Source organism: Blastococcus sp. SYSU DS0753 (genome assembly GCF_054051175.1).
Genome location: NZ_JBJHAT010000034.1, coordinates 42,959 through 54,527, shown reverse-complemented (window position 1 = coordinate 54,527; position 11,569 = coordinate 42,959). Strand labels below are relative to the sequence as shown.

Sequence of the window (11,569 nt, the reverse complement as noted above, 5' to 3'; positions counted from 1 at the left end):
CCCCCCCCCCCCCCCCCCCCCCCCCCCCCCCCCCCCCCCCCCCCCCCCCCCCCCCCCCCCCCCCCCCCCCCCCCCCCCCCCCCCCCCCCCCCCCCCGGCGCCGGATCACCCGGGGTCCGTTTCGTCCGTGTGCGCCCGGGCAGGTGACGGGCGCACCCCGGAGGGAGAACACCATGGCCATCGCCACGATCAACCCGGCCACCGGCGAGACACTGAAGACGTTCGAGGCGTTGTCGGACGAGGCGCTCGAGGGCGCCATCGACCGGGCGGCTCGGGCCTTCGCGCGCTACCGGCTGACCACGCCGCAGGAACGGGCCGGCTGGTTGTCGGCCGCCGCCGACGTGCTGGACGCCGATGCCGACGGCGTCGCGGAGCTCATGACCACCGAGATGGGCAAGACGCTGGCGTCGGCGAAGGCCGAGGTCGCCAAGTGCGCGTCGGCGCTGCGCTGGTACGCCGAGCGGGGCCCCGCGCTGCTCGAGCCCGAACCAAAGGACGCCGGCGCCGTGGGGGCGCAGCAGGCGTACGTGGTCCACCAGCCGCTGGGCGTGGTGCTGGCGGTCATGCCCTGGAACTTCCCGTTGTGGCAGGCGATGCGGTTCGCCGCCCCCGCGCTCATGGCCGGCAACGTCGGACTGCTCAAGCACGCCAGCAACGTGCCGCAGACCGCCCTGTACATGGAGGAGCTGTTCCGCAAGGCGGGCTTCCCCGACGACGTCTTCCAGACCCTGCTCATCGGCTCGGGGTCGGTCGAGCGCGTGCTGCGCGACGACCGCGTCTTGGCCGCGACGCTGACCGGCAGTGGACCGGCCGGGCAGTCCGTCGCCGCCGTCGCCGGCGACGCCCTGAAGAAGACGGTGCTGGAGCTCGGCGGTTCCGACCCGTTCATCGTCATGCCCTCGGCCCACCTGGACACCGCGGCCGAGGTGGCCACCACCGCGCGCAACCAGAACAACGGGCAGAGCTGCATTGCCGCGAAGCGGTTCTTCGTGCACCGCGACGTCGCCGAGGAGTTCAACCGCCTGTTCGCCGAAAAGATCGGCGCCCTCACCGTCGGGGACCCGATGGACGCCGACACCCAGATCGGCCCGCTGGCCACCGAGTCGGGTCTGCAGGACGTCGAGGAGTACGTCGAGGACGCCCGCAGCAAGGGCGCCACCGTCGTGGTCGGTGGCAAGCGGGTGGACCGCCCCGGGTGGTTCTACGAGCCGACGCTGCTCACCGGCGTCACCCCCGAGATGAAGGTGCACAGCGAGGAGGTCTTCGGGCCGGTCGCCGCGCTGTACACCGTCGACTCGCTGGAGGAGGCCATCGAGCTGGCCAACGACCACGTCTACGGCCTCGGGTCCAACCTGTGGAGCGAGGACGAGGGCGAGCGGGCGCGCTTCGTGCGCGACATCGCCGCCGGCATGGCGTTCATCAACGGGATGACCGCCAGCTACCCCGACCTGCCCTTCGGCGGGATCAAGCAGAGCGGCTACGGCCGGGAGCTGACCGAGCTGGGCATGTACGAGTTCATGAACGCCAAGACGGTGTGGATCGGTGGCCCGAGCAGCGAGCAGGCGAAGGGCAGCACCGCCGGGGCCGCCGCCGAGTGAGCCCCGCGGTGGGCGTCGCGGCCGGCGACCCCACCGACCGGGTGATCCTCGTCCTACGGCGGACGACGGAGGTGCCGGGGCACAGTGGAGGCGTGTTCGACGTCGACTGGATGGGTCTGCTGACCCGGGAGGTGCTGCGCGAGCGCGGCGCCGCGCTCATCGCCGAGACCTGCGCCTGGGCCGTCGGCCTCTCCGACCGCCCGCACTACCGGCGGCGCGCGGGCCGCGTCGCCCCGAGCGGCCTGACGGTGGGCGAGCGGGCCGCCACCGGGCAGCCGCTGGGGGATGACGAGGACGGCCGGGTCGACCTCGGTGACGCCGCGCCGGGCAGCTTCCAGGACGCGCTCAACATGATCGGCGCCGACGGGCGGCTGGTGGCCGAGCGGTTCGACGACGAGGTGCTGCTGCCCTTCGTGGCGGAGACCTGCCGGGTGGCGGGGGAGCGGGCCCGCGCCACCCGCCAGGCCGAGTGGGCGGAGCTCGCCGAGGACCTGGGGGAGGACCCGGCCGACGTCGCCGACGTGGTGCGGGCCGGTGGCTGGGACGCGCCGCTGCGCATCGACGCCGAGCACCTGGTGCTCGCCGCGCTCCGTGACGTCCCGCTGATCGAGGTCGAGGCCGAGGGGTTGCCGCTGTCGCTGGTCCGCGCGGCCGAGGCCGCCACCCGGTCGGCCGCCGTCCCCGAGCCCGTGCCGGTACCCGACGAGAGCCTGGCCGGTGCGCTGTTCCTCGCCCGGGCGGCGCTCGAGGCTTCCGGCTGCACGGTGCCCGTACCGCCGGAGGAGGCCGACCTCCTGCTGGCCGCGCTCGGCGACACCGGGCTGGAGGCCGGGGAGGTGCCGTCGGTGCTGGTGCACCTGCCCGTGGAGGAGGGCACGATCACCCGGATCGCGGCCACGCTCGCCGGCCACTGATCCCTGCTCCATGTGTCCGGGATCGCTGCCGGGGTAGCCATCGATCCATGGCTAAGAACAACGACCAGGACGCCCAGCGCGCCGCCGTCCGCGAGGCCAAGAAGCAGGGTGTGGCGCCCAGCGCGGCCGGTGTCACCACCGGGGCCAGCAAGCAGATCGAGCACCACACCCACAAGGACGACCGGCACGAGCACTCCAGCGCCCAGGGGAAGAGCAAGACCTGACCCGCGGCGCCCCCGGGTTCGTCCGGGGGGCGCCGGTCAGACCTCTTCGACGGCGAAGCTGCGCGACGGCGTCACGAACTCGTCCTGCGCGGCGACCAGCAGGATCTCCCGTGAACCGGCGTCCTCGGTGCGCTGGAGCAGACCGAACACCGACGCCGCCGCCCGCCCCAGCGCCTCACCCGCCGAGCGGGTGTCGAGCCAGTGGGCCAGGAAGAGGGCGGCGATCGCGTCGCCGGCGCCGTTCACCGACACCCCCAGCCGCGGGGTGCGCACGCGGAAGTGCCGGCCGCCCTCGGAGGCGAGCAGGTCGACGGCGTCCTCGGGGGTGTCCTCGGCGACGAGCGACGTGGTGAGCACGACCCGCGGCCCGAGCGCGTGCACCGCCGCGACCGCGTCCTTGACCGAGGTCAGCGAGCGGGTCGGGGTGCCGGAGAGCAGGTCCAGCTCGTAGTGGTTCGGCGTCACCAGGTCCGCGGCCGGGACGGCGACCTCGCGCATGAACTCCTCGATGCCCGGGCGCACGAAAACACCGCGACCGACGTCACCGATCACCGGATCGCAGCAGTACACGGCGGCCGGGTTGGCCGCGCGCACCCGCGCCACCGTGCCGACGACGGCGTGCCCGATGTCCGCGGAGCCGAGGTAGCCCGACAACACCGCGTCGCAGCTGCCGAGCACGCCGCGGTCGGCGACCCCCTGCACCAGCTCCTCGATCGACTGGCCGTCGTAGACCCGGCCCGTCCACTGGCCGTAGCCGGTGTGGTTGGAGAACTGGACGGTGTGCACCGGCCAGACCTCGATGCCCAGGCGCTGCAGCGGGAAGACCGCGGAGCTGTTCCCGACGTGGCCGTAGGTGACGTGCGACTGGATGGAGAGGACGGCGGTCACGGGTCAGACCCTGGCACATCGGACCCGCTGATCTTCACGGGCGTTCAGCCGGCGCCGGCCGCCCGACCCGGGGGCAGCTGCACGTGCGGGCGGGACTGCCACAGCGCCCACTCGGCGCTGATGTCCCCGGCGGTGCGGAGCAACTGCGGCAGGTGCTCGCCGACCAGCCGCTCGGTGGAGGTCTCGGCGGCGTGCACGGTCACGTTCATGGCCGCACGGACGACGCCGTCGCCGTCGCGGACGGGCACGGCCACCGAGCGGACCCCCGGGGCGAGCTCCTCGTCGGCGAGCGCCCAGCCGCGGGCGCGCACCTCGGTGAGCTCCGCCCGCAGCTGCTCGGGCGAGCGGCCGATCATCGGCGGCAGCCCGGCCCGGCTGGGCTGGGCGAGGGTGTCGACCAGCTGGTCGGGCGGCAGGGCGGCGAGCAGCACCTTGCCCTGCGACGTCTGGGTGGCCGGGAAGCGCGTGCCGATGTCGACCCGCAGCGCGATCAGCTTGGGCACCGCGACCCGCGCGACGTAGACGATGTCGGAGCCGTCGAGCTGGGCCATCGACGAGGACTCCCCGGTGCGGGCGACCAGCGCCTCCAGGTGCGGGCGGGCGATGTCCCACAGGCCGAGGGCGCCGACGTAGGCCATCCCCAGGGTCAGCACCTTGGGGGTGAGGGCGAACCCGCCGGCCGACGACCGGACGAAGCCCAGCTCCTCGAGCGTCAGCAGCAGCCGCCGGGCGGTGGGGCGGGCCAGCCCGGCGGCGGCGGCCACCTCCGACAGCGTCATCGTCGGGTGCTCGCGGTCGAAGCAGGCGAGCACGTCCAGACCCCGTGCGAGCGCCTCGACGAAGTCGGGCCCGCTGCCTCGCCCTGCCATCCCGGTTCCCTCCGTCGTCCGCCGTGCCGAGATCGCGCGATCCCCTCGCTCCCGGATGGGAGCAGTGTGCGAGATCGCGCGACCTCGGCGCGCGATGGTGTGCCCGCGGGCACGCTTCCTCAGTGCTCGGTGACCGCCCCGGCCGGACGCTCGGTGGCCAGGTGCTCCTCGAAGGCCTGCTCCCGGGCGGCGTGCGTTCCGTGCGACTTGTACTCGGTGTACTGGTACGGGTTGTCCAGCATCTGCGTGTCGGGCAGGTCGGGGTACATGCCGCCGGCCCACGCCTCCTCGCCCATGGCGCCGCGCAGGTGCTCCACGGTCGCGTCGATCTCCCGGCGTGCCGCGGCCAGGTCGACGTCGACCAGCCGGTGGGCGTGCTTCACGACCCGGCCGTCGACCAGCACGGTGTGCACGTCACCGCGCTGGGCCTGGAAGGCGACGTGGCCGAACGGGTTGAGCAGGGGGAAGGAGACCGGGGAGTCGTCGTTCTTGATCAGGACGACGTCGGCCTTCTTCCCGGGCGCCAGGGTGCCCAGGTCGTCGCGGCCCAGCGCCAGCGCGCCGCCCCGGGTGGCCCACTGGACGACGTCCTGGGCGCGCAGCTGGAGGTGGGTGACGGTGTCGCCCTTCAGGTGGGCCTCGAAGTGCTCGCGGGAGCGGTCGGCGCCGAGCGTGGTGCGCATGGCCGAGAACAGGTCACCGCTCCACCAGACGCTGGTGTCCATCGACAGCGACACCGGGATGCCGTGCGAGCGCACCTGCCAGGTGGGCGGGTAGCCCTGTCCGGCGCTCTGCTCCGACTCCGTGGACACCGAGATGGAACCGCCGGTGGCCGCGATGCGGTGGTAGGAGTCCGGCGTCAGGGTGGCTGCGTGCACGTACACCGTCTCCGGCGTCATGAAGCCGTGCTCGTGCATCAGCCGGATGCCGTCGTCGTTGGTGGCGCCCCAGACGCCGGCGTGCGTCGTCACCGGGAGGCCGAGCTCCCGGGCCACCTCGAACGCGGCCTTCTCCGGGAAGGCGGGGTCGCCGGTCACGTCGAAGGCCAGCTGCAGGCCGAGCATGTCGTCGGCGGCGTCGCGCTGCCGGGTGAGGAACGACCGGACGGCGGGGTCGGCGGTCCACTCCCACGGCGCGGCCTGGATGTTGCCGTAGGCCAGGACGAACCGGCCCGGCACCGAGCGCAGCGCGTCGACGGCGGCCTCGGCGTGGTCGACCGACTGCAGGCCGTGCGACCAGTCCACGGTCGTGGTGACGCCGGCCTCGAGCGCCTCCAGCGCCGAGAGCCGGTTGCCCGCCGCGACGTCCTGGGGGCGGAACTTCTTCCCGTGCTCGAGGTAGTACCAGACGAAGTACTGGGTCAGCGTCCAGTCGGCGCCGTAGCCGCGCATCGCGGTCTGCCACATGTGCCGGTGGGTGTCGATCATGCCCGGCATCACGATGCCGCCCCGGGCATCGATCTCCTGCGTCCCCTCGGGTACCTCGAGCGCCGGCCCGACCGCGGCGATGCGGTCGTCCACGACCAGCACGTCCGCCTCGGGCAGGACGGTGCAGGTCTCGTCCATCGTCAGGACGGTCCCGCCGCGCAGGACCACCGGCAGGCCGGCCGCCGGAGCGGGCTCGGAGTGGGTCATCGTCTCCTCCTGGACGTCGTCGTCGCGTCGCCGGACCGGCGTCCGCTAGACGGACGGCCTGTGCGACGTGGGTCACCATCTCCCGCTCGTCGGATGCTGTCAACCGGGCTGCGCAGTTCGGCGTGCAGCGGCTGGACCCCGGTTGACAGCCCGCAGCGAGCCGTCGGAGACTGCGAGCGTCGAACGCGGACGAGTGTCCGGCAAGGCCTGCGACGAGGAGAGTGCATCCCGGATGAGCGCTGACACTGCGGCCGCGGAGGTCCCCGGGGCGCCGGCTGCGGGGCCCCTGGCCGGGCTGCTGGTGGCGGACTTCTCCCGCATCCTGGCCGGCCCGTACTCCACCATGCTGCTGGCCGACCTGGGCGCGGAGGTGGTCAAGGTGGAGGGCCCGCACGGCGACGACACCCGCACCTGGCAGCCGCCGGTCCGGGACGGCGTGTCGACGTACTACATGGGCGCGAACCGCAACAAGCGCTCGGTCGCCCTCGACCTCAAGGACCCCGCGGACGCCGAGGCCGCGCGGGAGCTCGCGCGCCGGGCCGACGTGCTGGTGGAGAACTTCAAGCCCGGTGGCCTGGCGCGCTTCGGACTGGACTACGACACGGTCTCCGCGACCAACCCGGGCGTGCTCTACGCCTCGATCAGCGGCTTCGGCAGCGCCCCGGAGGGAGCGTCGCTGCCGGGCTACGACCTCATCGTCCAGGCGATCTCGGGCTTCATGAGCCTCACCGGCGACCCGGACGGCTCGCCGTACCGGGCCGGGGTCGCGCTCTTCGACGTCATGGCCGGCCTGCACGCCACGATCGGCGTCCTGTCGGCGCTCAACCACCGGCACGCCACCGGCGAGGGACAGCACATCGAGGTCAACCTGCTCTCCTCGGCGCTGTCGGGCCTGGTCAACCAGACGAGCGCCTACGTGGCCGGGAACGTGGTGCCCTTCCGGATGGGCAACAGCCACCCGAGCCTGTTCCCGTACGAGCCCCTGCCGTGCGCCGACGGCGACCTGATCATCACGGCCGGCAACAACGGCCAGTTCCGCCGGCTGGTGGAGGTCCTCGGCGTGCCGGAGCTCGCCGACGACCCCCGGTTCAGCCGCAACGAGGACCGCACCGCCAACCGCGACGAGCTGCGCCCGCTGCTGGTCGAGCGGCTGCGCACCCGGAGCAAGCAGGAGTGGTTCCGCGACATCATCGGCGCGGGCGTGCCCTGCGGACCCATCAACACGATCGACCAGGGGGTGGCGTTCGCCCAGGAGGTCGGCCTCGACCCGGTCGTCCGGGTGGGCGAGGGCGCGGCCGCCGTGCCCTCGGTGCGCAACCCGATCACCTTCTCCGCGACGCCGCCGGCCTACCGGCTGCCCCCGCCGGGCCTGGACGAGCACGGCACGGAGATCCGGCGCTGGCTGGCCGCGCCCGAGGAGTCCCGGTGACCGACAAGCGCCCCACGTACCCGACCGCGCTGGGCGCCTCCAGCCTCGAGTCGATCACCCTCCTGGGCACCGACCTGGCCCGTGACGTCATGGGCACCGTGGGCTTCGGGGAGCTGGCCTTCTGGCTGGCCACCCAGCGGCGTCCCACACCGGGGGAGACCCGCGTGTTCGAGTCCGTGCTCGCCGCGCTGGCCGATCACGGGTTCACGCCCACCGCGATCGTCACCCGGCTCACCTACCTCTCGGCACCGGACTCGATCCAGGGCGCCCTGGCCGCCGGGCTGCTCGGCGGCGGGTCCCGGTTCCTCGGCGTCACCGAGGACTGCGGACGCTTCCTGCACGGCGTCCTCACCGCCGTGGACGGCGACCTGCCCACCGACGACGCCGGCTGGGACGCGCTCGCCCTGGAGACCGTGACCGCGCAGCGCGCGGCCGGCCGGTTCGTCCCCGGGCTGGGGCACCACGTGCACAAGCAGGGCGATCCGCGCACCCCGCGGCTGTTCGAGATCGCGGCCGAGGAAGGTCTCGTCGGCCCGCACCTCTCCCTGTTCGCCGCCATCGGCCGCACCCACGAGCAGGTGCTCGGCAAGCGGCTCCCGCTCAACGGCGCCGGCGTCTGCGGCGCGGCCCTGGCCGACCTGGGGCTGCCGATGGAGCTGCTGCGCGGGTTCGCGCTCCTGGCCCGCACCGCCGGGCTGATCGGGCAGCTCGCCGAGGAGCTCCGGCACCCGGTGGCCAACGACGTCTTCCTCTCGGTCGACCTCAACAACCGGCCGGTCGACCCCGACCCGTTCGTCCCCGCGCCGCTGCCCGGCGCCGGGCCGCGGGCCTGAGGGGACCGGCCGTGCGCGCCGCCGTCCTGCACGCCCCGGGGGAGGCCCCGCAGCTGCGCGAGCACCCCGATCCGGTGCCCGGGGCCGACAGCACCGTGGTCCGCGTGACCGCGGCGCCCCTGGTCCCGCTCGACCTGCTCTGCGCGTCGGGCACCTCCTACTTCGGGCGGCCCGCGGTGCCCTACGTGCCCGGGGTGCAGGGCATGGGCGTGGTCGAGGACGGGCCCGGCGCCGTCCCCGGCAGCCGGGTCTGGTTCAGCACCGCCGCGGGCATGGCGCCCGGCGACGGCAGCCTCGCGGAGCGCTGCGCCGTGGCGGCCGGCGACCTGGTTCCGGTGGACGCCGACGTCCCGGACGCCGCGCTGGCCGCGCTGGGGCTCTCCGCCGTGGCCGCCTGGATGTCGCTGACCTGGCGCGGGGGCCTGCGCCCGGGCGAGCACGTGCTCGTGCTCGGCGCCGGCGGGGCCGTCGGGCAGGCGGCGGTCGGCGCGGCCCGGCTGCTCGGTGCCGGGCGGGTGGTGGCGGCGGCCCGGTCCGCGGCGGCCCGCGAGCGGGCGCTCGCCGCCGGCGCCGACGCGGTGGTGGCCCTCGATGCCGACGTCGACACGCTCGCCGCCCGGTTCGCCGACGCGGCCGGTGGGCGGCTGGACCTCGTCGTCGACCCCGTCTTCGGTCCGGCGGCCACCGCGGCCTCCCGGGCGCTCTCCGCCGGCGGGCGGCTGGTGAACCTGGGTGGCGCCTCCGGGGACACCGCGGAGTTCTCCTCGGCGGTGCTGCGGGGGAAGTCGGCGTCCGTGCTCGGCTACACGAACAACGCGCTGACCCCGGCCGAGCGTGCGGAGGCGGTCACCGCCATCGCCCGGGAGGCGGCGGCGGGCCGGCTGTCCGTCGCCCACGAGCAGGTGCCGCTCGCGGACGTCGCCGCCGCGTGGCAGCGGCAGGCGACCGGCGACCCCGGCGTCCGGTTGGTGCTGACGCCCTGAACGAGCATGCCCCCGCGGGAGCCGCGGGGGTCGAGGTTGCGCGGCCGGTGCCCCGGCCGCGCGGACGGCAGGAGGACACCGTGCAGCTGGTCACCGAGGAGAACATCACCGACCTCGCCGTCGAGCGCTGGGCCACCGCCCGCGACCCGCGGCTGGCCGAGGTCATGACGGCGCTCGTGCGCCACCTGCACGACTTCGCCCGCGAGGTGCGGCTCACCGAGGACGAGTGGATGGCCGCCGTGCAGTGGCTGACCGCCACCGGCAAGATCAGCACCGAGAAGCGCGAGGAGTTCATCCTCGCCTCCGACGTCGTGGGGCTGTCGATGCTGGTCGTCCAGATGAACCACCGCCTCGACCCGCGCGCGACCCCGGCCACCGTCCTGGGGCCCTTCCACATCGAGGGCTCGCCCGAGCTCGGGTACGCCGAGGACATGTCCGAGGGCCTGCCCGGGACGCCGCTGTTCCTGCACGGCCGGGTGACCGACCTCGACGGCGCGCCGGTGGCCGGCGCGGTCCTGGACGTGTGGCAGGCCGACACCGAGGGCGCCTACGAGTCGCAGCTCCCCGACGTCGACGAGGCCCGGCTGCGCGCGAAGTACACGACCGGGGAGAACGGCGAGTACTGCGTGCGCACCATCGCGCCGCTGGGCTACACGATCCCGATGGACGGCCCGGTCGGCGACCTGGTCGCCCGGACCGACATCAGCCACTTCCGGCCGGCGCACATCCACTTCCTGATCAACGTGCCGGGCTTCGAGCCGCTGATCACCCACCTGTTCCAGGAGGGTGCGCCGTACCTGGACAGCGACGTCGTCTTCGGGACCAAGCAGGAGCTGGTGACGGCGTTCGAGGAGCGGGAACCGGGCGCCACCCCCGACGGCGGCTCGATCGACGTGCCGTGGCTGGAGTCGCGCTACGACTTCGTGCTGCAGCGGCAGTCCTGAGGGCCGCCGCCGGTCCCGGATCGCGGCGGGGCCGGTTCGCCGCCACGATGGGAGCACGGACGCCGGACCGACGGAAGGAGCGTGGGATGACCGACCCGAAGACCCAGGGACAGGCCGAGCCGACCGACGAGGGTTCGCACGCCAGCGTGGGTGACGACCCGGCCCGCCCCGGCGGCGGCCGCACCGGCGGGGAGACCTCCGTCGACGAGGCGATGGGCCAGGAGCCGGCCGACCCGTCCTGAGGAGTCGCGGTGTCGGCGCGTGAACTCGTCGTCCTCGGCACCTCGAGCCAGGCGCCGACCCGCGACCGCAACCACAACGGCTACCTGCTGCGCTGGGACGGCGAGGGTCTCCTGTTCGACCCCGGCGAGGGCACGCAGCGGCAACTGCTCCTCGCCGGGGTGCCCAGCAGCGCGATCACCCGCATCTGCGTCTCGCACTTCCACGGTGACCACTGCCTGGGTCTCCCCGGCGTGCTGCAGCGCATGAACCTGGACCGGGTGGCGCACCCGGTCCCGGTGCACTTCCCGGCCGGCGGCCGGCCGTGGTTCGACCGGCTGCGCCGTGCCTCGGTGTTCCACGACGTGCTCGATGTCCCCGAGCTGCCCGTGGCCGGCGACGGGACGGTCGCGGCCGGCGGCTTCGGGACGCTCGTCGCCCGGCGGCTGGACCACCCGGTCGAGACCTACGGCTACCGCCTGGTGGAGCCCGACGGGCGCCGGATGCTGCCCGACCGGCTCGCCCGGCACGGCATCGCCGGCCCCGACGTGGGCCGGCTGCAGCGGCTCGGCTCGCTGGCGCGGAACGGCCGGGTGGTGCACCTCGAGGAGGTCAGCGCGCCGCGGCCGGGGCAGCGGTTCGCGTTCGTGATGGACACCCGGCTGTGCGACGCCGTATGGGGGCTGGCCGAGGGCGCCGACCTCCTGGTCATCGAGTCCACCTTCCTCGACGCCGACGCGCGGCTGGCCCGCGAGTACGGCCACCTCACCGCCCGCCAGGCCGCCACCGTGGCCGCCGACTGCGGGGTGCGGACGCTCGTGCTGACCCACTTCTCCCAGCGGTACGACGACCCGCGCCGCTTCGCCGACGAGGCCGGGGCGGTGTTCGGCGGGGACGTCGTCGTCGCGGCCGATCTGCAGACCGTGCCGGTGCCGCCCCGGGCCGGGACCGCCACGGGCGGGCCCGGCGCCGGCGGTCAGGAAGACCCGTCGGCACGCGTGCCCGCAACCGGCCACGGGTAGGAGCCGGTACGA

Annotated in this window: 12 protein-coding genes; 9 read left to right on the top strand and 3 right to left on the bottom strand. The window is 74.5% G+C overall.

The features are described 5' to 3' along the window. The first annotated feature begins 173 nt into the window (after positions 1–173). The 3 genes from ACI799_RS19460 (at position 174) to ACI799_RS19450 (ending at position 2,736) form a co-directional block, all read left to right on the top strand. Positions 174–1,598, top strand: coding sequence for an NADP-dependent succinic semialdehyde dehydrogenase (locus ACI799_RS19460; RefSeq protein ID WP_456613730.1), 1,425 nt, complete (start codon positions 174–176; stop codon positions 1,596–1,598). Positions 1,599–1,690: 92 nt separating this feature from the next. Beyond that, positions 1,691–2,512 carry a hypothetical protein gene (locus tag ACI799_RS19455; protein WP_456589769.1) on the top strand — a complete coding sequence of 274 codons (822 nt, stop codon included), beginning with the start codon at positions 1,691–1,693 and terminating at the stop codon, positions 2,510–2,512. A 47-nt stretch (positions 2,513–2,559) separates the two neighbouring features. After that, positions 2,560–2,736, top strand: coding sequence for a hypothetical protein (locus tag ACI799_RS19450; protein WP_456589768.1), 177 nt, complete (start codon positions 2,560–2,562; stop codon positions 2,734–2,736). Between the two features lie 36 nt (positions 2,737–2,772). On the opposite strand, the gene pdxY is transcribed toward ACI799_RS19450, so the two are convergent. The 3 genes from pdxY to ACI799_RS19435 form a co-directional block, all read right to left on the bottom strand. Further along, on the bottom strand, positions 2,773–3,624 hold the full coding sequence (pdxY, locus tag ACI799_RS19445; RefSeq protein WP_456589767.1) for a pyridoxal kinase PdxY: 852 nt from the start codon (positions 3,622–3,624) through the stop codon (positions 2,773–2,775). Between the two features lie 44 nt (positions 3,625–3,668). Continuing rightward, positions 3,669–4,493, bottom strand: a complete 825-nt coding sequence (locus ACI799_RS19440; RefSeq protein WP_456589766.1) for an IclR family transcriptional regulator domain-containing protein — start codon at positions 4,491–4,493, stop codon at positions 3,669–3,671. Positions 4,494–4,612: 119 nt separating this feature from the next. Then, the gene (locus ACI799_RS19435; RefSeq protein WP_456613729.1) at positions 4,613–6,127 is read right to left on the bottom strand and encodes an amidohydrolase family protein; all 1,515 of its coding nucleotides are present in this window, start codon (positions 6,125–6,127) and stop codon (positions 4,613–4,615) included. A gap of 232 nt (positions 6,128–6,359) precedes the next feature. On the opposite strand from ACI799_RS19435, the gene ACI799_RS19430 reads away from it, so the two are divergent. The 6 genes from ACI799_RS19430 (at position 6,360) to ACI799_RS19405 (ending at position 11,557) form a co-directional block, all read left to right on the top strand. Next, positions 6,360–7,556 (top strand): CaiB/BaiF CoA transferase family protein, encoded by a 1,197-nt coding sequence (locus ACI799_RS19430; RefSeq protein ID WP_456589764.1) that lies wholly within the window; start codon positions 6,360–6,362, stop codon positions 7,554–7,556. Beyond that, positions 7,553–8,389 carry a citryl-CoA lyase gene (locus ACI799_RS19425; protein WP_456613728.1) on the top strand — a complete coding sequence of 279 codons (837 nt, stop codon included), beginning with the start codon at positions 7,553–7,555 and terminating at the stop codon, positions 8,387–8,389. The genes ACI799_RS19430 and ACI799_RS19425 overlap by 4 nt, the downstream gene beginning before the upstream one ends. A gap of 11 nt (positions 8,390–8,400) precedes the next feature. Further along, entirely contained in the window at positions 8,401–9,372 is a 972-nt protein-coding gene (locus ACI799_RS19420; protein ID WP_456613727.1) for a zinc-binding dehydrogenase, read from the top strand. A gap of 80 nt (positions 9,373–9,452) precedes the next feature. Continuing rightward, the gene (locus tag ACI799_RS19415; protein ID WP_456589761.1) at positions 9,453–10,316 is read left to right on the top strand and encodes a dioxygenase family protein; all 864 of its coding nucleotides are present in this window, start codon (positions 9,453–9,455) and stop codon (positions 10,314–10,316) included. Between the two features lie 86 nt (positions 10,317–10,402). Beyond that, positions 10,403–10,558, top strand: coding sequence for a hypothetical protein (locus ACI799_RS19410; RefSeq protein WP_456589760.1), 156 nt, complete (start codon positions 10,403–10,405; stop codon positions 10,556–10,558). Positions 10,559–10,567: 9 nt separating this feature from the next. Beyond that, entirely contained in the window at positions 10,568–11,557 is a 990-nt protein-coding gene (locus ACI799_RS19405; RefSeq protein WP_456589759.1) for a ribonuclease Z, read from the top strand. The last annotated feature ends 12 nt before the right edge of the window (positions 11,558–11,569 follow it).

Coding starts and splice junctions, on each gene's coding strand:
- ACI799_RS19460 (WP_456613730.1), top strand. CDS start 174: ATGGCCATCGCCACGATCAACCCGGCCACCGGCGAGACACTGAAGACG.
- ACI799_RS19450 (WP_456589768.1), top strand. CDS start 2,560: ATGGCTAAGAACAACGACCAGGACGCCCAGCGCGCCGCCGTCCGCGAG.
- ACI799_RS19440 (WP_456589766.1), bottom strand. CDS start 4,493: ATGGCAGGGCGAGGCAGCGGGCCCGACTTCGTCGAGGCGCTCGCACGG.
- ACI799_RS19435 (WP_456613729.1), bottom strand. CDS start 6,127: ATGACCCACTCCGAGCCCGCTCCGGCGGCCGGCCTGCCGGTGGTCCTG.
- ACI799_RS19430 (WP_456589764.1), top strand. CDS start 6,360: ATGAGCGCTGACACTGCGGCCGCGGAGGTCCCCGGGGCGCCGGCTGCG.
- ACI799_RS19410 (WP_456589760.1), top strand. CDS start 10,403: ATGACCGACCCGAAGACCCAGGGACAGGCCGAGCCGACCGACGAGGGT.